The sequence below is a fragment of the Clostridium sp. CS1-1 genome (assembly GCF_056135525.1).
Map to the genome: position 1 here is coordinate 22,125 of NZ_CM148680.1, position 26,871 is coordinate 48,995.

Annotated in this window: 28 protein-coding genes and 1 other annotated feature; of the genes, 19 read left to right on the top strand and 9 right to left on the bottom strand. The window is 29.8% G+C overall.

Features of this window, described 5'->3' with window-relative positions:
* Positions 1-147 precede the first annotated feature (147 nt).
* From AC0N0V_RS00110 to AC0N0V_RS00135, 6 genes are all read left to right on the top strand, one after another.
* On the top strand, positions 148-942 hold the full coding sequence (locus tag AC0N0V_RS00110) for a flagellar motor protein (RefSeq protein WP_474461465.1): 795 nt from the start codon (positions 148-150) through the stop codon (positions 940-942).
* Positions 939-1,724: a flagellar motor protein MotB gene (locus AC0N0V_RS00115; RefSeq protein ID WP_474461466.1), complete on the top strand. Its 786-nt coding sequence runs from the start codon at positions 939-941 to the stop codon at positions 1,722-1,724. The genes AC0N0V_RS00110 and AC0N0V_RS00115 overlap by 4 nt, the downstream gene beginning before the upstream one ends.
* A 299-nt stretch (positions 1,725-2,023) precedes the next feature.
* On the top strand, positions 2,024-2,215 hold the full coding sequence (locus tag AC0N0V_RS00120) for a hypothetical protein (RefSeq protein WP_474461467.1): 192 nt from the start codon (positions 2,024-2,026) through the stop codon (positions 2,213-2,215).
* 133 nt (positions 2,216-2,348) lie between these two features.
* Complete coding sequence (locus tag AC0N0V_RS00125; protein WP_474461468.1) at positions 2,349-3,113, top strand: tRNA1(Val) (adenine(37)-N6)-methyltransferase; 765 nt, start codon at positions 2,349-2,351, stop codon at positions 3,111-3,113.
* A 3-nt stretch (positions 3,114-3,116) separates the two neighbouring features.
* Positions 3,117-3,962 carry a 16S rRNA (cytidine(1402)-2'-O)-methyltransferase gene (gene rsmI, locus AC0N0V_RS00130; protein ID WP_474461469.1) on the top strand — a complete coding sequence of 282 codons (846 nt, stop codon included), beginning with the start codon at positions 3,117-3,119 and terminating at the stop codon, positions 3,960-3,962.
* 364 nt (positions 3,963-4,326) lie between these two features.
* Positions 4,327-5,394: a C40 family peptidase gene (locus AC0N0V_RS00135; RefSeq protein WP_474461470.1), complete on the top strand. Its 1,068-nt coding sequence runs from the start codon at positions 4,327-4,329 to the stop codon at positions 5,392-5,394.
* A gap of 237 nt (positions 5,395-5,631) precedes the next feature.
* On the opposite strand, the gene AC0N0V_RS00140 is transcribed toward AC0N0V_RS00135, so the two are convergent.
* A complete protein-coding gene (locus AC0N0V_RS00140; protein WP_474461471.1) occupies positions 5,632-5,877 on the bottom strand; it encodes an AbrB/MazE/SpoVT family DNA-binding domain-containing protein in 246 nt (81 codons plus the stop codon).
* Between the two features lie 663 nt (positions 5,878-6,540).
* Between AC0N0V_RS00140 and fsa the strand changes: the two genes are divergently transcribed.
* Positions 6,541-7,185, top strand: a complete 645-nt coding sequence (gene fsa, locus AC0N0V_RS00145) for a fructose-6-phosphate aldolase (protein ID WP_474461472.1) — start codon at positions 6,541-6,543, stop codon at positions 7,183-7,185.
* A 446-nt stretch (positions 7,186-7,631) separates the two neighbouring features.
* On the opposite strand, the gene AC0N0V_RS00150 is transcribed toward fsa, so the two are convergent.
* The 3 genes from AC0N0V_RS00150 to AC0N0V_RS00160 are packed head-to-tail and all read right to left on the bottom strand — an operon-like array spanning position 7,632 to position 9,582.
* Positions 7,632-8,282: a DUF1292 domain-containing protein gene (locus AC0N0V_RS00150; protein WP_474461473.1), complete on the bottom strand. Its 651-nt coding sequence runs from the start codon at positions 8,280-8,282 to the stop codon at positions 7,632-7,634.
* 8 nt (positions 8,283-8,290) lie between these two features.
* Positions 8,291-8,941, bottom strand: coding sequence for a PspA/IM30 family protein (locus tag AC0N0V_RS00155; RefSeq protein WP_474461474.1), 651 nt, complete (start codon positions 8,939-8,941; stop codon positions 8,291-8,293).
* A 17-nt stretch (positions 8,942-8,958) separates the two neighbouring features.
* On the bottom strand, positions 8,959-9,582 hold the full coding sequence (locus AC0N0V_RS00160) for a hypothetical protein (protein WP_474461475.1): 624 nt from the start codon (positions 9,580-9,582) through the stop codon (positions 8,959-8,961).
* A gap of 443 nt (positions 9,583-10,025) precedes the next feature.
* On the opposite strand from AC0N0V_RS00160, the gene AC0N0V_RS00165 reads away from it, so the two are divergent.
* A complete protein-coding gene (locus AC0N0V_RS00165; protein WP_474461476.1) occupies positions 10,026-10,622 on the top strand; it encodes a DUF1836 domain-containing protein in 597 nt (198 codons plus the stop codon).
* Positions 10,623-10,733: 111 nt separating this feature from the next.
* On the opposite strand, the gene ispF is transcribed toward AC0N0V_RS00165, so the two are convergent.
* Positions 10,734-11,213 (bottom strand): 2-C-methyl-D-erythritol 2,4-cyclodiphosphate synthase, encoded by a 480-nt coding sequence (gene ispF, locus AC0N0V_RS00170; RefSeq protein WP_474464383.1) that lies wholly within the window; start codon positions 11,211-11,213, stop codon positions 10,734-10,736.
* A 156-nt stretch (positions 11,214-11,369) separates the two neighbouring features.
* The gene (locus AC0N0V_RS00175; protein WP_474461477.1) at positions 11,370-11,540 is read right to left on the bottom strand and encodes a hypothetical protein; all 171 of its coding nucleotides are present in this window, start codon (positions 11,538-11,540) and stop codon (positions 11,370-11,372) included.
* Positions 11,541-12,614: 1,074 nt separating this feature from the next.
* Between AC0N0V_RS00175 and AC0N0V_RS00180 the strand changes: the two genes are divergently transcribed.
* Positions 12,615-13,520 (top strand): polysaccharide deacetylase family protein, encoded by a 906-nt coding sequence (locus tag AC0N0V_RS00180; protein ID WP_474461478.1) that lies wholly within the window; start codon positions 12,615-12,617, stop codon positions 13,518-13,520.
* Positions 13,521-13,534: 14 nt separating this feature from the next.
* On the opposite strand, the gene rluF is transcribed toward AC0N0V_RS00180, so the two are convergent.
* Positions 13,535-14,254, bottom strand: coding sequence for a 23S rRNA pseudouridine(2604) synthase RluF (rluF, locus tag AC0N0V_RS00185; protein ID WP_474464384.1), 720 nt, complete (start codon positions 14,252-14,254; stop codon positions 13,535-13,537).
* A gap of 347 nt (positions 14,255-14,601) precedes the next feature.
* On the opposite strand from rluF, the gene AC0N0V_RS00190 reads away from it, so the two are divergent.
* A complete protein-coding gene (locus AC0N0V_RS00190) occupies positions 14,602-16,095 on the top strand; it encodes an N-acetylglucosaminidase (protein ID WP_474461479.1) in 1,494 nt (497 codons plus the stop codon).
* Positions 16,096-16,155: 60 nt separating this feature from the next.
* Here the strand turns inward: AC0N0V_RS00190 and AC0N0V_RS00195 are convergent, their stop codons facing one another.
* The gene (locus AC0N0V_RS00195) at positions 16,156-16,344 is read right to left on the bottom strand and encodes a hypothetical protein (RefSeq protein ID WP_474461480.1); all 189 of its coding nucleotides are present in this window, start codon (positions 16,342-16,344) and stop codon (positions 16,156-16,158) included.
* 12 nt (positions 16,345-16,356) lie between these two features.
* Positions 16,357-16,599 (bottom strand): metal-binding protein, encoded by a 243-nt coding sequence (locus tag AC0N0V_RS00200; RefSeq protein ID WP_474461481.1) that lies wholly within the window; start codon positions 16,597-16,599, stop codon positions 16,357-16,359.
* A 223-nt stretch (positions 16,600-16,822) separates the two neighbouring features.
* Between AC0N0V_RS00200 and AC0N0V_RS00205 the strand changes: the two genes are divergently transcribed.
* The 9 genes from AC0N0V_RS00205 to AC0N0V_RS00245 all read left to right on the top strand — a co-directional run bounded on the left by AC0N0V_RS00205 (position 16,823) and on the right by AC0N0V_RS00245 (position 26,744).
* Positions 16,823-17,398, top strand: a complete 576-nt coding sequence (locus AC0N0V_RS00205) for a nucleoside recognition domain-containing protein (RefSeq protein WP_474461483.1) — start codon at positions 16,823-16,825, stop codon at positions 17,396-17,398.
* Positions 17,399-17,515: 117 nt separating this feature from the next.
* Positions 17,516-18,055 (top strand): spore maturation protein, encoded by a 540-nt coding sequence (locus AC0N0V_RS00210; protein ID WP_474461485.1) that lies wholly within the window; start codon positions 17,516-17,518, stop codon positions 18,053-18,055.
* 143 nt (positions 18,056-18,198) lie between these two features.
* Positions 18,199-18,456, top strand: a binding site (T-box leader).
* A 280-nt stretch (positions 18,457-18,736) separates the two neighbouring features.
* On the top strand, positions 18,737-20,686 hold the full coding sequence (metG, locus tag AC0N0V_RS00215) for a methionine--tRNA ligase (RefSeq protein WP_474461486.1): 1,950 nt from the start codon (positions 18,737-18,739) through the stop codon (positions 20,684-20,686).
* Between the two features lie 272 nt (positions 20,687-20,958).
* On the top strand, positions 20,959-21,756 hold the full coding sequence (locus tag AC0N0V_RS00220) for a TatD family hydrolase (RefSeq protein ID WP_474461487.1): 798 nt from the start codon (positions 20,959-20,961) through the stop codon (positions 21,754-21,756).
* 276 nt (positions 21,757-22,032) lie between these two features.
* The gene (locus AC0N0V_RS00225; protein WP_474461488.1) at positions 22,033-23,076 is read left to right on the top strand and encodes a 3D domain-containing protein; all 1,044 of its coding nucleotides are present in this window, start codon (positions 22,033-22,035) and stop codon (positions 23,074-23,076) included.
* Between the two features lie 135 nt (positions 23,077-23,211).
* A complete protein-coding gene (rnmV, locus tag AC0N0V_RS00230; protein WP_474461489.1) occupies positions 23,212-23,754 on the top strand; it encodes a ribonuclease M5 in 543 nt (180 codons plus the stop codon).
* Between the two features lies 1 nt (position 23,755).
* Positions 23,756-24,592, top strand: a complete 837-nt coding sequence (rsmA, locus tag AC0N0V_RS00235; RefSeq protein WP_474461490.1) for a 16S rRNA (adenine(1518)-N(6)/adenine(1519)-N(6))-dimethyltransferase RsmA — start codon at positions 23,756-23,758, stop codon at positions 24,590-24,592.
* Between the two features lie 89 nt (positions 24,593-24,681).
* Positions 24,682-26,031: a DUF7922 domain-containing protein gene (locus AC0N0V_RS00240; protein WP_474461491.1), complete on the top strand. Its 1,350-nt coding sequence runs from the start codon at positions 24,682-24,684 to the stop codon at positions 26,029-26,031.
* Between the two features lie 125 nt (positions 26,032-26,156).
* Positions 26,157-26,744 (top strand): hypothetical protein, encoded by a 588-nt coding sequence (locus AC0N0V_RS00245; RefSeq protein ID WP_474461492.1) that lies wholly within the window; start codon positions 26,157-26,159, stop codon positions 26,742-26,744.
* The last annotated feature ends 127 nt before the right edge of the window (positions 26,745-26,871 follow it).

Here is a 26,871-nt window from a genome sequence, read left to right on the forward strand (position 1 = left end):
AAGGTCATAAACATATTAACAATATTACAATTATATGAAATATAACTGTATAATAACATATAAAGATAACGTATCTTTAACCGATTATTTATGTAGAAACAAATTTCTCATCAATTTGAATGAAGCTTTGATGAATGGAGGAAAATCATGGATATATCTGTTATTGTTTTCATTATAGTTGGAATGGGTTCTGTTATATTAGGGTTTTTATTGGAAGGTGGACACTTAGGTGCTCTTTTATTACTTTCACCGGCATTGATAGTATTCGGTGGAACCGCAGGCGCAGTAGGGCTTACATTTCCTCCGGAAATTTTAAAAAGATTACCAGGAATGATAAAGATAATTATAAATCCTAAGAAGGTAGATCTACCTGGGCTTGTAGCATATTTTAAAGATGTATCTTATAAGACTAGAAAGAATGGATTACTAAGCCTTGAGGGGGAAATATCTAGTGATCCTAATTTAGATCCATTTATTAAGAAAGGATTACAATTAGTTGTAGATGGTGTAGACCCTCAAGCGGTTAGAAGTATTTTAGAATTAGAGTTGGAGTCTACATCTGAAAGACATAGAAAAGGTGCATCTGTTTTTGAACAAGCTGGAGGATTTTCTCCTACGCTAGGGATTATAGGTACTGTAATGGGATTAGTTCATATATTAGCAGATTTATCTGATCCGAACTCTTTAGGACCTAAGATTGCTTCTGGATTTATAGCTACATTATATGGTCTTTCTTCTGCAAATCTTATCTTTCTACCGTTAGCTACTAGACTAAAAGTATTAGATGAGAAGGAATTTGTGGAAAAATCTCTTATAATAGAAGGGATATTATATATACAAGAAGGAATAAATCCGAATACTATTGCAGAAAAACTTAAGGGATTTTTAAATAAACAAGAATTATCAAAATTTGAAGGATTGGATGGTAAGTCAGAAGTATGAAGAAAAAAAAGCAAGAAGGACACATGAATCATGAAAGATGGTTGCTTAGCTATTCGGATTTTATGACTTTACTTATGATACTTTTTGTTGTACTGTTTGCTATGAGTAGTATAGATCAGGCAAAATATAAACAACTATCTGAATCCATGAAAGTCGCCATGGGTGGTGGAAAAACCATATTAGGTGACAATGCTGCAATAAGTGTTAATGAGACAAGCGATAAAGTAGAAACTAAAATTAAAGTTGAGAGTGAGGAATCTAAACTAGAGCAGGTAAAAAGTCAAGTTGATAAGTATCTTGAGCAAAATGGTATGAAGTCAAGTGTAAGCACTCAAATAGATGAAAGAGGTCTTGTGGTAAGCTTAAATGATACCATGTTCTTTGATACTGGAAGAGCTGATATTAAGGCAGAGTCCCAGAAAAAGTTTATCGAAATAGGAAAGATATTAAATCAGCTTAATAACTACATTAGAATTGAAGGACATACAGATAATATACCAATAAAAAACAGTCAATATCCATCTAATTGGCAGTTATCTGCAGCGAGAGCTTCTAATGTCACGGAATTTTTAATTGATAACTGTGGAATAGTTCCTCAAAGGCTTTCAGCGGTAGGTTATGGTGAGTATAGACCGATACTAGACAACTCTAATGAAGAAGGTAGATCAAGAAATAGAAGAGTTGATATAATTATAGTAAGTAGTAAATTTGATAAGATAGAGAATAATGGTATTGGCAACAAGTCAGTAAGTGGAACTACTACAACTAACACTAAAAACTGATTTAATATTCTATGTTAGATATAGATGATACAGTATTTCAAATTAAATATTATAACTTCGAGATAAATAATAATGGCACTGCTAATATATATTGAAATTCAATATATATTAGCAGTGCTTATTTTTTATATAAAAATCTGCAGTAAGTATTTAACAAAATTGTGTTTATAAATAGTACAGGGTTATTCTAATTATTAAAATAAAAATTCAACAAATCAAAGTTTTGGTTAATAATGAAGATTTCCCTTCATATATTTAATGTAATAGGCGTTTTATAAGATATATGGAGGGATTTTAGCATGAGTATATGGACTAAGAAGGAGAAAGTGTGTGCAACATGTATATATTGGAGAAGTAAGAGAGAGGTTGAGTTCATGTTTATAGACACTAAGAACTATGAGGGTAAGTGTGCTTGTGAAGAAGGGTTTTATAACTTAGTAACAATTCAAGGCTCCAGTTGTTCTAATTGGAAAGGTTTTAGTAGAGGATAAGGGGATAAAAAAACCACTTCTTTAATGTTAAAGAGGTGGTTTTTTATATAAATTTGACAATTATAAGTATATAAATAATAATTATAGTAGTATTAGGGAGATAATAATCTGAGAAAAGGTGATGATGACATTTATGGAAAAAGATATTGTAAGAAATGATGAAACATTAGATGATTTACAATTAAAAGGAATTCATGTTATACAAAAAAAAGATGCGTTCAGATTTGGTGTAGATGCCGTACTTCTAGCTAATTTTGCTAAGATAAAGAGAGGGGCAACTGTTGTAGATTTATGTAGTGGTACAGGAATAATTCCTTTTATTTTGGCAGGTAAAACTGAAGCAATTAATATAAAAGGAATAGAGATTCAAAGTGAAATGGTAGATATGGCTAGGAGATCTGTTTTGTTTAATAGATTAGAAGATAGAGTAGAATTTATAGAGAAGGATCTTAAAGATTTGCAGTTTCTAAAATCTTTAGCAAAAGTAGATGTAGTAACTGTAAACCCTCCTTATAAGCTTAAAAATTCAGGAATTATTAATCCTGATGATAAAAATGCTATAGCAAGACATGAAATATGCTGTACTCTAGAGGATGTGATTAAGGCTTCTAAGGCGATTTTAAAGGATAACGGAAAAGTTTATATGATACATAGACCAGACCGATTAGCGGATATTATATGCACTATGAGGGAATATAAAATAGAACCTAAGGTTATAAAGATGATTCATCCTAACATAAGAAAGGCGCCTACAATGGTTTTAGTTGAAGGACAAAACTATGGAGGAACTTTTTTAAGATGGGAAGCACCTCTTTATGTATATAACCTTGATGGAAGCTATACTAAAGAAATAGATCAAATATACGGAAGAGAAGATTCATTAGAAGTGGAGGATTAATAAGTGAGTAATGGTAAGCTTTATTTAGTTCCAACCCCTATAGGTAACCTAAAGGATATAACACTGAGAGCATTAGAGGTATTACAATCTGTAGATATTATAGCTGCAGAAGATACAAGACAGAGTATTAAGCTATTAAACCATTTCAATATAAAGAAGAATTTGATCAGTTATCATCAACATAATGAACAAGGAAAAAGCGAAGACTTGATAGGAAAGCTTATAGAAGGAAAGAATATAGCATTGGTTAGTGATGCAGGAACTCCAGGAATATCTGATCCAGGAAGTATAATAGTTCAAAAGTGCATAGAAGAAAACATAGATTTTGAAGTATTAACAGGCGCAACAGCAGTAACTACGGCATTAGTGTATTCAGGGATGGATACAACTAAATTTATATTTAGAGGATTCCTTCCAAGAGAAAATAAAGATAGAAAGGTCATAATAGAAGAATTAAGAGATAGAAAAGAAACCTTAATTTTTTATGAAGCTCCACATAGACTTATAAGCACACTAGCCTTCTTTAAAGATAACTTAGGGAATAGAAAGGTAGCTATATGTAGGGAGTTAACTAAATTACATGAGGAAATATTAAGACTTTCGTTGGAAGAAGCTATAGAATATTATACTGAGAAAAGCATAAGAGGAGAAATTGTTATTGTAATTGAGGGAAAAAGCGAAGAAGAGTTATTAAATGAAGAGCTGGCTAAGTGGGAAAACACTACAATTGAAGAGCATATAAAGATGTATATTTCAAATGGTTTGAGTAAAAAGGAAGCAGTCAAAAAGGTGGCAAAGGACAGAAAATTATCAAAATCAGAAATATATAAGTATTCTATTGAAATATAAAAAAAGGTATTTGTTTTTATATTAATAAAGAAATAATAATAATCTAAGATTACACAATAAAACATTATAGAAAATTTTACAATAATCTTGTTAGATTAAGTAATTTGCTGTTATAATGTTAACAATTTGAAAAAATTGTTATGTTAACATTGAGGTTTTATGAAATCAGGTGTTATAATAAGGATATATAGTGGAGTATTTACATTTAAGTAAGTGTTTTATTAACAGAACATAGTTTATATTACCAGCTATACTTATACTTTAGTGTTTAAGATTAATTAAACTATATTTACATATATAATGTAGTAACTGAAGTATTGCGTAAATAACTTAATAAGTATTTTAATTTAAGGAGGTAGGAAAGTTGAGAAAAAGTACAATATCTGCTATATTAGCGTTAGCTTTGGCTGTAGCATTAAATGGAACAACATTAGCAGCACCAACCAATGCAGCTACTTCGTTAAAACAGGTTCAAGATCAAAGGCAGGAACTTGAGATAAAGGTGGAAAAATTAGATAGTCAAATAGTTCATGTAATGCAGGAAATAGACAACAACAAAAAAAGTATTGATAAAGTAGGTAAAGATATATCTAAAGTACAGTCAGATTTGATTGTTGCTGAAAAAAACATAAAAGGACAACAGGATTTATTTAATAAAAGAGTAAGGGCTATGTACATAAGTGGAGTAGATAGTTATCTAAATGTTGTGCTAGATTCTGATAACTTAAGCGACTTTGTTTCAAGAGTTGAAACAGTTAAAAGGATAGTAGGATATGATAATAATATAATTAGTAATTTAAAAGGAAAAAAAGAAGGAATAGCTAGCAAAAAACAAGAGTTAGATAACAAAAATAGCAAGTTATTGGCATTAAAAAAAGATAATGAAAGTAAATTGTCCAAGCTTAATAGCGATAAGGCTGATCAATCCAAGTTAATAGTTAGCTTGAAGGAAAAAGAAAAAACGCTAATTGTAAGGGATACAGCTACTACTAAATTGGTAGCCAATGCTGAAAGTAAAGTTCAACAGGTAAAGGCAGCGGCTCCGAGAATTTCAAGAGGGACAAGCTCTACCTCTAGTACTCCAGCAAGTTCTGATTCAATAGTGGCATATGCATCTAACTTTATGGGAACTCCTTATCAGTGGGGTGGAAACGGACCAAAAACTTTTGACTGCTCGGGTTTTACTAGTTATGTATATTCACATTTTGGAGTTAGTTTACCCAGGGTTGCATCAGATCAACAGGGGGTAGGAACTGCTGTATCAAGAGATCAATTACAGCCAGGAGACTTGGTTTTCTTTGGAGCTCCGGCACATCATGTTGGTATATATGTTGGTAATGGATGTTATATTCATGCGCCTAGAACAGGGGATGTGGTTAAAATATCTCCACTAGATAGATCAGATTATAGTGGAGCAAAAAGAGTTAGATAAACATAAAGTTCAAATCTTTGATTTTCTCAAAGTTGGGATATTAGAACGGGTAGTCATCGGATAAATTTTGAGAAATCTTACAAATTATTGAAGTAATTTGTAAGACTTCTATATAGATACTAGAAGTATTAATAAGTTTTGATATCTCATAAGTCTATAACAAAATAAAATGCCCCACATGATTTCATGTGGGGCATTTTATTTTGTTTTATTTTCTATGATAAATAATAAATAAAATTACTTATCACCCTTTAATTCAGCTAAACAATTTTTGCAAATATTTTTTCCTTTATGATTTATAACATCTCTTGCATCACCACAGAAAATACATGCAGGCTCATACTTCTTTAATATGATTTGCTCCCCGTCAACGTATATTTCTAAAGCATCTTTTTCAGCAATATCTAAAGTTCTTCTTAATTCTATAGGAATAACTATTCTTCCTAGTTCGTCTACTCTTCTTACAACACCAGTTGATTTCATTTAAGATTCCTCCCTAATTCCATAATTCGACATACTTATAATAAAATGATAACAAATTTGTCATTAAAAGTCAATGTTATTTTGATATTTATTTTACAAATTTCTTAACAAATTCCATCTATAGTTAATATACTACCAAAATATACAAAAGTCAATATGTTTTAATAAAAAATACATTTTTTTACTATACCTTAAAAGGCAGATAAATCAGGCTTTAAAGCAAAGTAAGTTATTTAATCGACTGCTGAAATTGTTATAAATAGAAGAAACAAAGACAAGTAAATAAAATAGTAATTATATGGATAATTGAAAAGTAAATGTCGAAATAATTATATTCCAATTAAAATTAGGATTTCAATATAGAATTAATTAAGATAATTAAATTCAATATTAATGAATTAGTAACTTTATATTGAATTTATGTTATTAAATGTATTAAAAAAGAACATTATATTTACTGCTAAATAAATGATTTATTTACATTTGTACAAAATAAGGAAATTTTATTATTAATCTATATTTAATATTTTTATATAAATATAAGTTTTTAAGGAATAATATTAATAGAAAAGATAATAAAGTAATTATTGAGAAAGTTAAGTTTTAGATTGCAAGATGCTATGTTATAATTATGTTACAATAAAAAGGAATGGAGGAATTATAATGAAATTTTTCATCGATACAGCCAATGTGGACGAAATTAGAAGAATAGCGAAATGGGGAGTGTTAGATGGAGTAACTACTAACCCATCTCTTATTGCTAAGGAAGGGAGAGATTTAAAGGAAGTTGTTGAAGAGATTTGCTCAATTGTAAATGGGCCAATAAGCGCAGAGGTTATAAGTTTAGAAGCGGATAAAATGGTTGAAGAGGCTAGAGTCCTTGTAAAAATTCATAAAAATATAGTTATAAAGATACCTATGTGTGAAGAGGGGCTAAAGGCTGTTTCTATTTTATCAGGTGAAGGTATAAAGACTAATGTTACTCTTATCTTTTCAGCACAGCAAGCATTATTAGCTGCAAAGGCAGGAGCTAGTTTTGTGAGTCCATTTATGGGGAGGTTAGATGACATAGGAAATAGTGGCCTTATAGTCATTGAAGATATATCACAAGTGTTTGATTTTTATGGATTTGATACTGAAATAATAGCAGCAAGTATCAGGAATCCTATACATGTTTTAGATTGTGCAAAGGCAGGAGCTCATATTGCTACAATACCATATAAAGTATTAATGCAAATGCTTAAACATCCATTAACAGATGCCGGAATAAAAAAATTCTTAGAGGACTATAATAATTCACAAAAATAACGAACTGCCAGAATTCAAGAGTAAGTTCTATGAAAATTAAGTTTCATTTTATGACTAATATCTATTTTTTATAAATTTAATTAAACAAATAGTATATATAAATTTAGAAAAAAATTTTGAAAAAAGTAGGATAAAGGTGAAATTTGAATGAACAATTATCACGTTTCAACAAAAAAACTTAAAGTTATTAACATAGAGGGTTATCCACAATGTGAATAAAAAAATATAAATTAATAGTAAACTGAAGTGTATCAAAGGTTGTAAAAGCATATGAGTTATCCACAAATTTTGTGGGTAACATCGCAAAATCTGTGGACAAGTATTAAAGAGTGTTAATAAAAGTTTTTTTTGATTATGAAATTTAAATATAAATCATTTTTTTGAATGATTTATATTGTCGAAAAAAGGACTTGTAAAAACAAGTCCTTTTAAATTGAGTTACATTATTATTCTGTACTTTGAAATGTAGAAACTATAAAATCAAACTCTTCAGCATCTACAATTTCGCCATATTCATCTTCGGAAATCCCAGGGTAATAGTGAAGTATAAATTTTTCTTTTGTAATTATATTTTCAATTACAATATATTTTCTTTCTACTTCAATATCTTGAAGGGTAGCTAGAACAGTATATTTATCGCTTTTACCTGTCCTATCATTAGTTAAATCTAATGTGAAACTATCATACTTTGTAATATTAATTTTTTTATGATCACAATTTACGATACTCGAGTTACTTTTACAACCCATACAGCTATCAAATTTACAGTTCATGGTACAATTGAGACACTTACATTTGCTGCAATTTTCTAGTTGGGTTAATGCTTCAACATTATCCTTTTTAAATTCATTTAACAGATCAATATATTTATCATTATTAAATTTTGAAAAGAAACTACCATTATTAATTTCTAGTTCTGATGCTTCAATTAAATCTATATATTTTTTCAGTATGGGGAGTTTAGCGACATATTTTCTGTTTTTAAATTGATTTTTATCTAGAAAGGGAGAGATATTATCTATTGCATAATTTATGTCTACATATATTTTCCCATACTTAGATTTTTCGTTTTTTAGAAATTTTTCAACTTTACCCATATGGCCCCCTAGTCTTTTTTATATTTTTTCAATTCTTCATCGAGGTCTACCTCGTTTAATTTTTCAAATTCCTTCTCTAATGAATTATCTTCCCTCAACTCTTCAAGACCTTCAGCCAATGATTCTTTCTTTTGAATTTTTCTTTCTATGTCATCTAAGTTTATCTTATTGCTATCGGTAGATACATTTGCCAAAATCTCATTTACTTTTTTGCTAGCTTCAGCATTATTATATCTTGCAGAAGCCTCATCTCTGTAATTTCTAGTTTTGGATATTTCTTCTTCAAGATCTCTTAATTTGTTTTTTATAGCTTCAGCTTTCTTTCGAGCCTCATCATAACTTGTTTTTAGAGAATTGTAAGTTTTATCAGCTTCTAGTTTTTTTTCAAGGGCTTTTTTAGCTAATTCCTCATTTCCTTTACTTATAGCAAGCTTAACTTTTTCTTCAAACTCCTCAGAAGTTCTTTTAGCTTCATCCATCTTTTTGTTAATTTCGTGAACATTTCCAAGAATTTGAGCTGAAGAAAGTTTCGCCTTATTCAAGCTTTCCTCCATATCCCTTATTTTTTGATCTAAAAGTTCAATTGGATTCTCTACCTCATCTAAAGCTGAGTTAACCTTTGATCTAAAAATGTTTGAAACCCTTTTAAATAATCCCATAAAAATATCCTCCTTAATTATCTTCTTTTATATTTTTTTATTAGCTTAATAATAACTATTATAATAATTATTAAAATTATAACTTTAAATATTGATAATGCAAAAGTGCTTAATGGATTTTGTACTCCATAACCTGAACTATAATAATTGTTATTATGGCCCCATGGTATAGGAATTGGTATAGGTAAAAAAGATCTCTTACTACCGCTATTATAATTTTGTGATGGCGGTGTATTTGAATTTGTACCATTTTTACTATCACGTGAAGATGAATCAGTTGAATTTGAAAAGCTTCCCGACTTAAAATCTCCCGAAGATGATTTTGAAGTAGTAGAAGAACCACTGGATTTAACTTCACTGGAAGATGGCTTTGAGGTACCTGAGCTATTGTTTGATTTAACTTGCCCTGAGGAAGAACTAGGTGAATTTGAAAAACCTCCAGATTTAAAATCACCTCCGGAAGACTTAGGTGCTACGCTGGGGGATTTGGTAGAAGATTTAGGAGATGAAGAAAACCCCCCAGATTTAATACTTCCCCCAGAACTTCGCCCACTTCCTCCCTTAGCATAAACAATACTATCGATATTACTATTTATGCCAAAATTGTTTACTAACTCAGGAGTGAATATATCTACAGACATAAACAAAAAGGCAAGTAGTAGACATATAAAAAAGCGTTTTTTATTGATTTTGATCGCCCCCCTAATAAAAGAAAGATAATTTTATCTTTTATTATATGTTAGCATATTATCCTTGGTTAATGGATAATATTAATATTAAACTTTAATATTGTAAGTTATAATATTATTATATAGTATAATATACAGCATAACAATATTAAATTAAACTCATTTCAAGCATTAAAAAACGATATACTAAGAGTAAAAGCATAAAGCTTCTGTTATCTCAATATATCTCTGTATTTTATTAGGATACACTATGTTATTTTATAGCGTTTAACTTGTAAAGGGTTTATTTATAACTTATAATATTAATATAGTATAATCAAATAAGAGAAAGCTACAAAATAGCCACATCTTAATTATCCTTAATTTAAACATACATTATATTTGGAGGTTTTAAAGTGGCAAAAAGAAAATTTGGTATAGAGCATATAGGAGAAACTGCAAAGGAAATATCGAAGAACACAATAGTTCCTTATGAGGATTTACCGAGGTATGATTTATTTCTATCTCAGGTTATAGATTACTTAAATGATAAGTTTGAGGGAGAAAAGTATACAAATAACATAGTACAGAATTATATTAAAAATGAAGTTATATCCAAGCCGGAAGATGGTAAGAAAAGAGGGTATACAAAGGTACATTTAGCTCAACTTGTACTTTTAAGTTATATGAGACCAATCCTTACAACTGAGGAAATAAAGAAGGTATTTCGTTTAGCTTTCAATGAAATTAATGATGGTGATGATGATATCATATCATGGGAAAAAGCTTATAAAATTTTTTCTGATATTGAGAAGGATAGCTTTGATGATTTTCTTTCAAAGAAGTATTTCAATGAGGAAAAACTTCAAGATGTAATTAAGGAAATTACTCTAAAGCCTGAAGATGAAGAAAGGATAACGGTTTTTTTTGCTGTGATGTCTTTAATATGTCAAGCAAGTGCGGTTAAAAAATTAGTTCAGCATATAGTTGATAGCTACCAAAGCGAAAGTTGATATTATTTATTGATTTACTTGTAATTATTAGTTAATATTCAACAGTTATGATAAAAATTGAATATGTAGACTAAATTCAATCTAAAATTTGAATTTTAAAGCATCGGCAGTTTATGTCGATGCTTTTTTTAGCAAGCAAATGCTTTGGGCAGCAATTCCTTGTTCAGTTCCTGTAAAGCCCAGTCCTTCTTCTGTAGTAGCTTTTACGCTTACTCTATCAACATCAATACTTAGTGTATTAGCTATGTTGATTCTCATTTCCTTAATATAAGTTTGCAATTTAGGTTTCTGTGCTACTATAGTTGAATCTATATTTTCAATTTCGTAACCTTTATCTAAAATAAGAGTTGATACTTCCTTTAATAGTTTAATGCTAGAAATATTTTTGTAGCGGTTATCTGTATCAGGAAAATGATATCCTAAGTCTCCTAAAGCTAAGGCACCAAGCAAGCTATCCATTATAGCATGAATTAGAACATCTGCATCTGAATGACCAAGAAGGCCGGTTTTGTGAGGGATATTTATGCCTCCAAGTATAAGTGGCCTATTCTCAACAAGCTTATGTACATCGTAACCAAGTCCTATTCGCATCATGAAGCCCTCCTAAGTTTTTAGTAATATTTTATCATAAAATATCGCAGGATACCTATTAATTTTTTACAATGCAATTAGCATGGAGTGCCATTAAGGAATTTAGAGATTGTCTAATATTAGTTATTAAATGAAAAAAGGTGCCTAACTAGCACCTTAAGATATTCCCTTCTTGTAATAAATAATTTTCCTATCGTTATCTGGATCGGTAGGTGAATTCGGAGAGCTAAGTACTTTTTTTAGTATTTTCCTTATTACTGAAAGGAATGTTTCATTTTTCTTTTTTTTGTTTTTACTAAAATCCACATAGATAACCTTATCAATCATAAATAGCCCAACCTTTCATAAATTAATTCCCCCTAGTAAAATAATAACACAAAATAATGGAAAGTTTAAGAAAATTCTTAAAAATAAAATATTATTTGTATAATTAGTCATTTTAAACCAAAAACGGTTTAGATTTTAAGGGAATAATAGAATTAAGCTAGAGGGTAGTAATTATATATACCTTAACTTATATTATGTATTGTTTTAAAAACCCATAGTTTATGATTGACTTAACTTAGAGATAATATGTATTAGAATATAAAAATAAGTATTATTTTGAAAAGAATATAAAGGTTGGGGACAGAAGTCCCCCGTAGTAATATTAAGAGAAAAAAAGGGTATATTACATATAGCATAAAGATATGACAGGTTTGATTAAATGTGCTTTACAGCTTTTATATGTATTAATAGTATATGCATGCTATATGAAATTGGTTAAGCTTAATTAGATTAAAACATTAGGAAAATTTAGTATCAAATATGTATATCTAATTAACTATTTGGAGATACTATTTCATTTCGACAACATGTGTAAACTGCGACAAGTATAATATATCTGTATATAAAGTTAGATAGGATTAAGAAAAAATACACATTATCCACATGTTGTCCACAAAACTGTGGATAATGTGTATAATAAAGAATATATTATTAGATAATTTCATGATTTATTTAAAGAATTTTTCCAAAGATAAGTATTTCACATAAATTTCACAAGTTATGAACAAAAGATTTGTGGATAATGTGGATAAGTATTGATAATTTTTTAAAATGTGATGTTGTACAATTTATAATAGAAAATAAAGTTTGGAGAAGTAATTTGTAGTAAAATGCGATATAGATTGAATAATAGAAGATATTAGTATTATTATTTATAATAATATATTTATAAGAATAATCAATAATAGAAAATGATTATTAGGTAACACTAACAGGTTATTCACAGGTAATTTGTGATATGTGTGGATAACATTAATAATTATTTTAGGCTCTACAGTATAAGTAATATAAAATTTATAATATAATTATGACAAATATTTTTATTTTTAAAAATTATTAAAGGAAGTGGAAGCTGTGAATAAAAGACATATAAAGACTATATCAATTTTAAGTATATGTTTAATTATTAGTCTATGTATATATAACTTTTTTGTTAAAGAAAAACTTCAGTCAAGAAATCAAAAACAGGTCATTAAACAAGATAATAAAAATTTAAAAAAAGATAAGATTGATAACAAAAGTGAAATTAGAATTGATAAGGAAAGAGAATTTACAAATAAAAACTTAAAATATAATAACATGCTCATACCAGTTCTCATGTATCACTCTATAGATTATGAGAAAGGAAATGAATTAAGGATACCAAAAGAAATATTTAAAGAACAGATGAAGTACTTAAAAGATAATCAATATACCACTTTAACTTTCAATGAATTTTATAAATTTATAATAGATAACAAGCCTGTTCCAGAGAAATCTGTTGTTATAACATTTGATGATGGATACAAAGATAACTATGAAAACGCATATCCTGTACTTAAAGAATATGGTTTAAACGCAACAATATTTGTTATTACTGATACTATTGACAAAGATAAAGACTACTTAACATCTGAGCAATTAAAGGAACTTGACAAGAATGGCATAAAGATAGAAAGTCATACAGTAGGTCATGAGCAATTAGATAAACTTGCATATGATAAGCAGTTAGATACACTTAAAAAGTCTAGAGAAGGCCTAGAAGAGATTTTAGGTAGACCGGTGAAATATATAGGATACCCTTTCGGAAAATGGAATAATGATACTTTAAGAGCTGTAAAAGATGCAGGATACGATATGGCATTTACCACATTAAGTGGGTGGTCAGGTAAAAGTCAGGGAATATACACACTACATAGGGTGTATATAAGTGCCAACTATAATATAAAGGAATTTCAAAGAAGATTAACTAATATTAATTATAATGTTAAAAATAATTAGAGATTTTAAGAGGCTTATATAGAAGCCTCTTCTGTTTTTATAGAATTTGATACTAACTTATTTATTGTTTTTAATTCATCTGAAGTTAAGTATCTCCATTTTCCAGTAGGGAGGTCTTCTAGTGTTACATTCATTATTCGTACCCTTTTTAATTTTATTACGTTATATCCAAAGGCCTCACACATTCTTCGTATTTGTCTGTTTAGACCTTGAGTTAGAATAATTCTGAATGTATTAGAGCTCTCTCTTTTTACTTTACATGGTTTAGTTATTGTACCTAATATCCTAACGCCAGAAGACATACCCTTTATAAAGTTTGATGTTATTGGCTTATCTACGGTAACTACATATTCCTTTTCATGATTATTACCTGCCCTTAAAATTTTATTGACAATATCACCATCGTTAGTTAGAAATATTAGTCCTTCAGAATCCTTATCTAATCTACCAATGTGAAAAATACGTTTAGGATAGTCTAAAAAATCAACAATATTATTTTTTACTTTTTTTTCTGTAGTACAAATTATGCCGACAGGTTTATTTAATGCAATATACACGAGTTGTTCCTTTTTATTTAAAGGTTTTCCGTCTAATTTAACTTCGTCACTAGAGGTAACTTTAGAACCAGTCTCTGCTACAACTCCATTTATAGTAACTCTTCCTTGCTCAATTAATTTATCAGCTTCTCTTCTTGAACAAATTCCTTTTTCACTTATAAACTTATTAATTCTCATAATATTATGATTTTTTTCATGAGTTATTAAATCTTTATGCAACTGTACAAGATCTCCCTTCCGTCTGTATCTAGTAAACTATTACTAGAAAAATAATAACTTTTATAAATAAAATCTTACATAATAAAATTTTATTTCACAGTAATTTTATTATATCTAAAATTAAAAGTATTATCTATTAAAGTGATATAATTATTTATATAAGATTTAAGCAAGTGTTTTATATGCCTAATTTCATAATTTATTTATTGATAAAATATAAAAGTGATACTTACAAAATAGTATTGGAAAAATGGTTTAAATTTTCTTATAATATTAATTGTAATAATATAAATGGGGGGATAAGTTTGAATAAGAAGTTTAAGGTTTTTACTTGTGTATTAATATTATCTTTGGCTTTCTTTAGTTTCAAGGTTTCAGCAGCAAATTATTTGCTTGAGAGTACGCCTAAAATAAATATTGATACGAATAAGGAATGGATTGTTAAGTTTAGTAGTCCTTTAAAAAAGGAAACAATCAATAATAGTAATATAGTAATTACAGATGAAAATAAGAAGGTTGTTCCAGTGGATGTATCTATAGGTAATAGTTCAGATACTATAGTAATAAGTCCCAGAGTATCAGGATATGAGCCTAACAAAAGGTATAATTTATCAATAAGTGAAGAGGTTCAATCTATTATAGGAAAAAAATTAAATAAACCTATTGAAATGCAATTTACAACACTTAACCAATACTCAGATGGTACAAGTTACATAGATTTACCACAAGTGGCATCTGTAAAATATGAATATGAGCCACTTTTACCAACTCAAAAGCAGGTATTTTATATAAATACAAAAAATGGAGAAGGTGTTCAATATAGAATTTTTGTACACAGTTATTCGGATGATAAGGAAGCGTATAGCGAATTAACTAATGGTTATACCCAAGCCACAAATGGAAAGATTGAAGCTTTAAAGGAGCTTAGATCTGACTCAGATGGGGAGAAGTATAAGGTCGTAATATATGTTAAAAGAGCAAATACAGCAGGGGTTCATAAAGATAAAAATACGGATTATGATAACTATTATGTGGATTACTTTAGAACAGTAAATGAAATAAGTACAAGCAATAACGTAAGTCAAGATTATGATATTTCTCTTAATCAAATGGTAGATATTCAACAAGATCTTGGTTCTACACCGGTTTTTGTTGAAGGTTCAGATATGACTAATAAAGCAGCCAAAAACCAGCTGAAATATTATTTAAATCCTAATAATTTTATGGACGACTATGGTAAATATCAATTTTTAAAGTTAAGTTATACAGATGGAATTACTGCTGATGATTTAAACAATATTTTGGAAGGCAAAGGAATTTTAGAAGGAAAAGGACAGGCATTCATAGATGCAGCTAAAAGTAATAATATAAATGCAGCCTATTTAGTATCGCATGCACTTCTAGAAACTGGAAACGGAACATCTCTTTTAGCCAATGGAGGGCTTAAGGATAGTAGTGGAAAATATATGTATGATGCTCCTGTATATAATTTTTTTGGAATAGGTGCTATTGACGCAGATGCAAATTATTATGGTACAAAAACTGCTTATGATAATAATTGGCTGACTCCAGAGGAGGCTATTATGGGAGGAGCAAAGTGGATTTCTCCAAGGTATATAAATAATGAGACTAGTAAACAAGATACTTTATATAAAATGAGATGGAACCCAGTGAAACCTGGAGATCATCAATATGCTACTGATATCTCTTGGGCATATAAACAAATATCTAGAATTAAAGATATTATGTCTCAAATTAAAAACCCAGTATTAGTTTTTGAAATACCTAAGTATAAATAACATTAAAAATAACAAGAGCTTAGATTATACAGTTAATCTAAGCTCTTATTATTTATAATGTTAATCAATAATACCTTCTTCTTTTAAAATTGTCTCTAATTGTTGAACTTTTTCTGCAAGGAATATAAACTTCTCTTTTAAGACATCTTTAGGGAGATTCTCCTCATTAAGATTTTTCTCCATAAACTCAATAGTTGATAACGCTTCGTCAATGTCTTGTTGTGCTAATTTTAAGCTATTTTCCTTCATGTAAATTCTCCTTTAATTCAATATATTTTTTGCTTTATTAAATCCATCCTTGTCTATAAATGGTGCACAAAACTCAAAAGTTTTTTCATATCCGCAGTTTGAACAAAAACAAGAGCAAACATCATAAGGTATGTCATCAACAAGGTCTATTCGTAAACTTTCAGCTATGTATTCACCACCACATACTTCACAAGGAGTGTCATTTATAACATAATATTCACTTTCTATATATTTCATTATATCCCTAATGGTCATCTCTAACCTCCGATTATAAAAATTACATACATCATAAATGGTAACATTCTTAAAATTTATTTTCAATAGTAATACGAAATTTATTGATATTACGTATATTTATTTTTAAGGCTGTTAAATAAGTACAAATTAGATTTTTAAACTTTTATATGCAATACTAGTGTCCTTTAATCATATACATTAATAATCAAGTTTTAATAACAGGTAGAAGGAGAGAAACTAGATGATTAACTTAATATGGTTTTTTATTTTAGGAGTAGGTATAATTTTTGGTATTTTTACAGGTAGAGGGCCAGAAGTGTCAAAGGCAATAATATCTTCTGCAGATGCTACAGTAAAACTTATTATAGGTCTTGTTGGAATAATGTGTTTATGGTGTGGAATTATGAAAATTGCAGAAAAGAGTGGTCTTACAGATAAACTTGCAAAAATATTAAAGCCCGTATTAAAGCTCATATTTAAAGAGGCTGCTAAAGATGAAAAAGCTATGGGAGCAATTGTAATGAATCTGACAGCTAATATGATGGGGCTTTCCAATGCAGCTACTCCCTTTGGTATAAAGGCTATGGAGGAATTAAAAAGGCTTAATAGGAAGGACGGAGTGGCTAGTGACGACATGTGTCTGTTTTTAGTTTTAAATGCAGCATGTGTGCAGTTTATACCTAGTACTGTGATATCTATACGTGCAGCAGTAGGATCACAAAATCCTGCAGAAACAGTCATACCGGCAATAATTACTACAGGTATAGCCGCTATATTTGCGGTGATACTCTGCAAGCTACTTGAACGATACTTCTAGCCAGAAGAATTATTAGTTGACCATTGTAGTTAGCATTAAGAATAGCAAACTATTATTTAAGAGCTGCGGAAGATATTATAGATTTGCAGGATTTAATTTAAATAAGGTGGGGATATAGTGGAGTACATAAAAATATTATTTAATTATGCAATAAAAGCGATTATTCCAATAATAATAGTTTCAATTACTGCATATGGAGTTGTTAAGAAGGTCAAAGTATATGACTGCTTTGTGGAAGGTGCAAAAGAGGGAATTTCGATATGTCTTAGAATTTTTCCATATTTGCTAGCAATGCTTATAGCGGTAGGTGTATTTAGAGAATCTAATGCTTTAGATTATTTCATTAGTATAGTAAAACCAATTGTTAAGTTTATAGGCCTCCCACCAGAGGTAGTACCCTTAGCACTTGTTAAGCCTTTATCGGGAAGTGGAGCAATGGGGATTTTTGCAGAAACTTTAAACAAGTTTGGAGCAGATAGTTATATTGGAAGGGTTTCATCTATAATTATTGGATCTACAGAAACTATATTCTACACTCTTACTGTATACTTTGGGGCAGTAGGGGTAAAAAAAATAAGACACACCTTATGGGTAGCTATTTTAGCAGATTTAATATGTGTGATTATGGCAGTAAATATTGTGAGGATTATGTTTTAGTATTATTAAAATATAAAAAAGCGATTCATAGTAAAACTTATATGAATAAAATATAAAGATTTAGACATCATAAAAAGTATTATGGTTAATAAAAAATTATATTAATATATTGACAGTATAAAATATTTAACATATCATATTGTTAAAATGCTATGAAGGAAAGAGTAATAAATAAAAGTGTCTAAAGAGAATCGGGCTAGGTGAAAACCGATGGCAACATAGTTTATGAACATGGATCCGGAGCAGATTATCTGAAACTAAAGTAGGATAATACGGGGCAGCCGTTACACTGCAGAGTAATGAGAATTTTAAGTTTGTATTAAAAGTTTAATTTACTTATTGAGGTCTTTATTGTGAGATAAAGATGAAATAGAGTGGTAAAGCGTAGTTACGCCTCTATATGAAGTATTTCTTCATATAGAGGCTTTTATTATTTAAAATTTATCCGATGACTACCCGCTCTAATACTACCTCGCACGGTGTGAAAGCGACTATCACCAAATCAGAGATTTGGGATATCTGCTTTTCTACAAGAGTACGTTGCTAGCGGCTACGTCCCTGGATAACGATTTCTAAGCATCAGGTGGAGTTAAAACTCCATCTGATGCCAAGAACTCTGTTTATCAAGTTAAACAAAATATAAATATGCACATAATTAAAAAACAACCTTAATATAACAAAATGGAGGAAGAGAGAATGAATAAAAAAACATATTATATCACTACCCCTATTTATTACCCTTCAGCAAAATTACATATAGGAAATACCTATACTACAGTAGCAGCAGATGCGCTAGCAAGATTCAAAAGACTTACAGGTTATGATGTAATGTTCTTAACTGGTACAGATGAACATGGACAGAAAATTCAAAGATTAGCAGAAGCAAAAGGTGTTACTCCGATAGAATATGTAGATGAAATAGTTGCAGGAATTAAAGACTTATGGAAAATGATGAATGTAAACTACGATAAGTTTATAAGAACTACAGAGGAGTATCATATTAAAGCTGTTCAAGATATTTTCAAGAGATTGTATGATCAAGGAGACATATATAAAGATTCTTATGAAGGTTGGTATTGTACACCTTGTGAGTCATTTTGGACTGAGACACAGTTAACAGATGGAAAGTGTCCTGACTGTGGAAGACCTGTTGAAAAAGCAAAAGAAGAGGCGTATTTCTTCAAGATGTCGAAATATGCACCAAAACTTATTGAATATATAGAAAGTCATCCGGAGTTTATTCAACCTGAATCAAGAAAAAATGAAATGATAAATAACTTCTTAAAACCAGGTCTTCAGGATCTTTGTGTGTCAAGAACATCTTTTGATTGGGGAGTTCCAGTAACTTTTGATGAAAAGCATGTTGTATATGTTTGGATAGATGCTCTAGCGAACTATATAACAGCCTTAGGTTACGCAGGTGAAAATAATGAGTTATATAATAGATATTGGCCAGCAGATATTCATTTAGTTGGAAAGGATATATTAAGATTCCATACAATTTACTGGCCAATTATGCTTATGGCACTTGATATTCCTTTACCAAAACAAGTATTTGGTCATGGATGGCTTCTAGTTGATGGTGGAAAAATGTCAAAATCAAAAGGAAATGTTGTAGATCCAGTGGTGCTTGTAAATCATTTTGGAACAGATCCTGTAAGATACTATCTATTAAGAGAGATACCATTTGGAGCAGATGGATTATTTAATAATGAGATATTTATAAAGAAAATAAATTCCGATTTAGCAAATGATCTTGGAAATCTTTTATCAAGAACTTGTACTATGATAGAAAAGTACTTTGATGGCGTAATCCCTGCACCTACAGCAAAAGAAGAGATTGACAATGAGCTTATAAATCTTGCATTAGAAACACCTATAAAGGTAGAAAAGAGTATAGATAATCTAAGAATACCTGAGGCATTAGATAATATATGGGAGCTTATTTCAAGATCAAATAAGTATATAGATGAAACAACTCCTTGGATACTTGCAAAGGATGAAGCAAAGAAAGAAAGACTTGGAACAGTACTATATAATCTTGCAGAATCGCTAAGAATAACTTCAGTATGTCTTTCAGCATTCCTTCCTGAGACAAGTGAAAAAATTAATAAGCAATTAAACGTAGAGATTACATCATGGAATAGTGTAGCTGCTTTTGATGGAACAAGTGCTGGAACAAAGGTAAATAAGGGTGAGATTATATTCCCAAGGATAGATGTAGATAAGAAAATAGAAGAATTAAATGCGCTTAAAGAACAACAAGCTAGTGAAAACACACCTAAAATGCAACCTTTAAAAGAAGAAATAACTATTGAGGATTTTGAAAAAATAGACTTAAGAGTAGTTAAAGTTTTAGAGTGTGAACCTGTAAAAGGAGCAAAAAAGCTTCTTAAACTAAAGGTAGATTTAGCAGGAGTGGAGAGACAGGTAATATCAGGAATAGCTAAATACTATAAACCAGAAGAACTAGTAGGAAAATATGTAGTATTGGTTGCAAATTTAAAGCCAGTTAAACTTAGAGGGGAACTTTCAGAAGGGATGATTCTTGCAGCGTCAACTGATGATGATAGTAAGTTATTCACAGCTACTATTTTGGGAGACATTCCTACTGGAAGTATAGTAAGATAATAATATAATTTTAAGTAAATATCCTACATGAGGTAAATCATGTAGGATATTTGTAATTAAAAGGGGGCACCTTAGTAGTGATTGACGATAGGAAAAAGATTGAAGTTTATTAAAAAAGATGTAAATTTTAAAATAAAGCTTGACTATATTTCAAAATGTAATAAAATGGATAATATGTTGGTAATTACTAAACGATATATTATCCATTTAAATATGATTTTAGAAATTAAGTTAAATTGGATTTAAGTATTTTGAATGGAGAGATACAAACTATGGATAATATGAAAATAGAAAAATCTATGAGTATATTTGATGCACATGCGCATTATGATGATGAACAGTTTAACGAGGATAGAAGTATAGTTCTAAAGGAACTTAAAGAAAATAATATAATTGGAGTTCTAAATTGTGGAACTTCTTTAGAGGGATGTGTAGAATCTGTTAATCTTTCTAATAAATATGATTTTTTCTATGCCGCTGTGGGTATACACCCTGAGTATGCAGATACCTTTAGAGCAGATACTATTAGTCAGCTAAAGAGAATGGCAGAAAATAAAAAGGTTAAAGCCATGGGAGAAATTGGGCTTGACTACTATTGGGATGAGAATCCAGATAGAGAGATACAAAAAAAGGTATTCATAAGGCAGATGGAACTTGCGAGGGAACTTAATCTTCCTGTAATTATACATGATAGAGATGCGCATGAAGATACGCTAAATATAATAAAACAATTTAAAGGGGTTATAGGTGAAATTCATTGTTTTTCAGGAAGTGTTGAGTTTGCAAGAGAGTGTATAAAGCTTGGTTACTACATAGGATTTACGGGTGTTGTAACATTTAAAAATGCTAGAAAGATATTGGAGGTTGTTAAGGACGTTCCTATTGAAAGAATAGTCGTTGAAACTGATTGTCCGTATATGGCTCCAGACCCTTTTAGAGGTAAAAGGAATAGATCAGAATATATAAAATATATTATAGATAAAATAGCAGAAATCAAAGATATAGAGCCTGAAGAAGTAAGAGATAGAACTAATTGCAATATTCAGAGGTTGCTAAATATAACAAGATAGTGTAAAATTTATAGGGAATTTAAATATTTTGGAATAATCAAATAATTCAGTCATTAAAAATTGAATTATAGAATATAATTATAATAGTTTAAAAGATTCCACCTAAAAATAATATACAATAGACTGTTTAAGTTTAACCGCTATCATAATTTTTTATTTATTAGTTTTATGCATATGAATGCATTAAACAGTCTAAAAAGCATGAGTGATATTTGACATAAGTAATTATTGCATTTATAATGGGTGATGTCGCTCTTGCCCGGAGGAGGTATTCTTATGGTGGAAAAAATTAAAGATTACTTAAAAAAATACTTTTCTAGCGGTCCTAAATCTGCTATAACATTACTGTCGTTTGTAATTATACTCCTAACAGTGGTAATTTTCAGTACAAGAAAAACAATAGTGGTTTCTGTAGATGGACAGGACAAAACAATTACTACATTTAGCAGTACTTATAAAAAGGCATTAATTAGCAACAATGTGGTTGTAGGACCAAAGGACAAAACCACACCTAGTCTGGACAGTAGAGTTGAAAATGGAGAAAAAATAGCTATAAAAAGGGCAGTTAAAGTTCAAGTAAATGTAGATGGTAAGCAGCTAAGTATTCAATCAGCAGAAAATAACATTGAAAAAATGTTAGAAGCTGAAGGAATAGGACTGAAAGACTTCGATAAGGTAGAACCAGCGAAGCAGTTAGCGCTTAAAGATGGATTAAATGTTGAAGTAATTAGGGTACAAACTAAAGAAATAAAGGAAGTTAAACCAATAGACTATACAACTGTCGTTAAAAAAGATGATGATATTGAACAAGGAAATAACAAAGTTGTACAAGAAGGTAAGTCTGGAGAAAAAGAAACTGTAACCAAAGTCATTTATGAAAATGGAAAAGAAGTTTCGAGAAAAGTAATAAGTGAGGTAATCAAAAAACAACCTATACAAAAAATTGTAGCGATGGGAACACTGAACACATATACTCCTTCTCGTGGAAGTAATGTTTCTTATACAAAATCCTTGAGAATGAGGTCTACTGCTTATAATGCAGATTATGCAAGTACGGGAAAAAGCCCCGGTAGTTCAGGATTTGGAATCACAGCAACTGGAACTGTAGCAAAAAGAAATTCTAATAGTTATAGTTCTGTGGCAGTTGATCCAAGAGTTATCCCACTGGGTACAAAGCTCTATGTAGAAGGGTATGGGTATGCGGTTGCAGAAGACACAGGTGGAGCTATAAAAGGCGAGAAAATAGATCTGTTTTTTAATTCTAGATCAGAAGCGGACAACTGGGGAGTAAGATGGGTTAATGTGTATGTGGTTAAGTAAAATAGGAGCTAAAATAGCTCCTATTTTTCTTTTACTACATATTTTAAATTACTTAGTTGCATACTTTATGATATTATTAATTAGTGTAAATACTTACTAGTATAATTATTTGAGTAATTTTAATGGAGGCAATGTATGATTAAAGAAGTTATTGTAGTTGAGGGAAGGGACGACATTACTGCAGTAAAAAGAGCAGTTGATGCTGAAGTTATAGCTGTAGGAGGTTTTGGAATAAATAAGAAGGTTATAGATAGAATAAAAGAAGCTCAAAAAAGGCAAGGAGTAATCGTATTAACTGATCCAGATTTTGCGGGTGATAAAATCAGAAGAATTATAGCTAAAAGAGTGGAAGGAATTAAGCATGCTTATATTTCGAGAAAAGATGGAACAAAAGATGGAGATATAGGAGTAGAAAATGCTGAGCCAGAAATAATAATGAAAGCACTTGAGGCAGCTAAGTGTGAGTTAAAGGAAAAAAGAATTGAATTTGATATTAATGATATGATTTTTTTTGGCCTCGCTGGAAACACTAATTCAAAAGAAAAAAGAGATATGCTGGGAAAAGAATTAGGGATTGGGTATTGTAATGGTGCACAGTTTTTAACACGATTAAATAATTATGGTATAACAAAAGAAGAATTTATAAAAGCATTAAATAATATAGATAAGGAGAAATAGTATGGAAAATTTACTTACAAAGGATATAGTTGAGAAATATGGATTCAGATTTTCTAAGAGTCTTGGTCAGAACTTTCTAATTGATAAATCTGTTTTAGTAGATATAGTAAATAGTGCTGACATTAGCAATGAAGATGTAGTTATTGAAATAGGCCCAGGTGTTGGAACATTAACTAGGGAGTTACTGAAAAGATCTAAAAAGGTATATGCAATTGAATTAGATTCAGACCTAATACCTATTTTAAACGAAGAACTTAAGGATTTTAATAATTTTGAGCTTGTACATAAAGATGCGCTAAAAGTAGATTTTAATCAACTTATAGGGGAAGAAAAAAGTGTAAAGGTAGTGGCAAATCTACCGTACTATGTAACGACACCTATAATCTCAAAGCTTTTAAATGAGGAATATAATATTAAGTCCCTAACTATAATGATACAAAAGGAAGTAGGGGAAAGAATCGCCTCTAAGCCTGATTGTAAAGAGTACGGTTCACTCTCTATTTTAGTTCAATATTATTGTGATGCTGAAGTAGTAAGAGTGGTGAGCCCCACATCATTTATACCAAGACCTAAAGTAGAATCTATAGTTTTAAGACTAGATAAACTTGATGGGCCAAGAGTTAAAGTTAAGGATAGAAATTTATTTTTTAAAATAGTAAGACACTCATTTAATATGAGAAGAAAAACTCTGTGGAATGCACTTAAAAATTTAAACCTTTCAAAGGAGGTCATGGAGTTAGCTTTTAATAATGCTTCTATTGATCCTAAGAGAAGAGGAGAGACTTTGTCTATAGCCGAATTTGGAAGACTTTCGGATTGTATATTCGATTTATCATAATCTTTTTTTCTTAGTTGATGACAATTTGTTCACTTTTTGGTTCTTACCTCATATATTATAATGAATGAAATATATGGAGGTATACGAAGTTGGCACAAAAAAAGAGTTATAGTAGGTATTTCATAATATTACAAGAAGATGAAAAGGGATACTCCTTATCTTCTGACAAGTTAGCGTCAGGTTATGCCAAAATGGAGTTGAAAAATGATAAATGTAAAATATCTTACTATGTACAAAATTTAAAAAAGGAGATAACTCCCTATTACATGATTTTAATATGTAATAAGAAAGATGTAAAAAAGATAATAAAAGTTGGAGAAATGAACATAGATGATTATGGCAGGGCAGATGTTTGTTATGAGTATCCTGCAAATAATATAGCAGGTAGCAATATATCAATGGATAAGGTTACCGGTGCTGCAATAGTAAAACTTGTAGATGGAAATTTAACATCAGTTATGAGTGGATTTGCAAGTACAGAAATTCCTGAGTGGAAAAAGTTTATATTAGTTGAGGATAAAGCTAGAAACTCTAATGATGAAGAAATAATGCCTGAAGAAAAGAGTATATTTGATAAATATGAGCAAAGCATAGAACTTGTTAAGCAAGAAGAGAGAAATGAAAGCATAGATAACCCAGAAGTACAAGATGATTTGGAGCAAATAAGAAAAGAAGTAATTAGAGAAGAAGAGGAAGAAGTAAAAGAAGAAGTAAGAGAAGAAGTAAAAGAAGAAGTAAAAGAAGAAGTAAGAGAAGAAGTAAGAGAAGAAGTAAGAGAAGAAGTAAGAGAAGAAGTACAAATAGATAGTAATGAAAATGAAGAGATACCGGAATCTGCAAGACAACAACAAGATAGTGAAACTGAGGATAACTTAGATGTTATGGAAGGAAAATTGCCAGTAGAAAATGAGGATGATAACATCAATAGAGATTCTATAGAAGATGACAAAGAAGCATGTGAAGAAACTGATCATGAATGTGAACAATATAGAAATGAGGAAAACGAAGGTGAAGATTGTTCAAGAAAAACTACTGATAAGTTTTTCAAGTCTCTAGTAGCGGGTTTTGAAGAACTACCTAGCATATGTGAAGAGATAAAAAGATGTGTTTGGTATAAAGTTCCTATTAGGTCTAGTAAAGACTTGAATGATAAATCAAATTATCATAGATATAATATAATATATGCTCCTATGATGAAATATCTTCAGTATATCGGAAAGTATGGACATTGTTTGCTAGGATACAAGTATGACAAGTCTGGAGATGTTAAATATTTGGTATATGGCTTACCAGGAAAGAAAGATATAAAAGAACAACCTTATGAAGGTAGATCAGGATTTGTAACTTGGGTTCCAACTGACAAAGATGAACTTAATGGATATTGGCTTATGTTCTATGACTTTGTAACTTCTAGTATAGTAATACCTGTAAAAAAATAATGTGTAATCATATAAAAATAGCACCAAAATGTCTAATATTTTTGGTGCTATTTTCATATAATTAAGTATTACGTATATAGGAGGTGAGTGCTAGGCTTATATTTATTATATAAGATGGCGTTATCATGAAACTTATAATATTGAATAGAAAAAGATTAGGTGTAACAGTAATTATAATTGGACTTATGTTAGTATTATTTGGATTTGAAAAGCATTTTGATGCAAGACTTAAGTTTACTGCTCTTATGCAGAATAACATAAATTCTTTAGTGGAATATGAGGCCCTAAATAATAAGTTAAGGTATAAGCTTCCATCAGAGTGGATTACAACAGAGCAAAAATTTTCTGGACAAGAGATACTCTATCATAATGATTTTAGGGACAAAGACTCTAAAACTTATGGATTTATAGAGGTTTGGAATTTAAAAAAAGATCTAAAAACATTTCTTGAAGATAGTAAAAAGATATCAAGTGAGCAAAATAAATATAAGGATTATAGCATTACTCCAATTAGCATAAATAATAGAAATGGATACTTAGTGAGTTATACCATGGCAAACAGATCTAATATTTATTATAAGGGATACGAATATTTTATAATAGATAAAGATAAGTTCTTTAGATTTTCTTTTTTCATGAGAGAGGAGAATTTTAAAGAAAATATGCCAACTGTTTTTAAAACTATTGTTCAAACCTTAAATTATGAGGAATAGGAAAAACAAGGAATGCCTTCTAATGCTCTTTGTGATTAATTATCACCAAGAGTTTTTTTATTTTAAATATGCTATAATATTACCAAAAGGTTTTGTGATATTACACGAGGAATACAGGAGGTAGTAT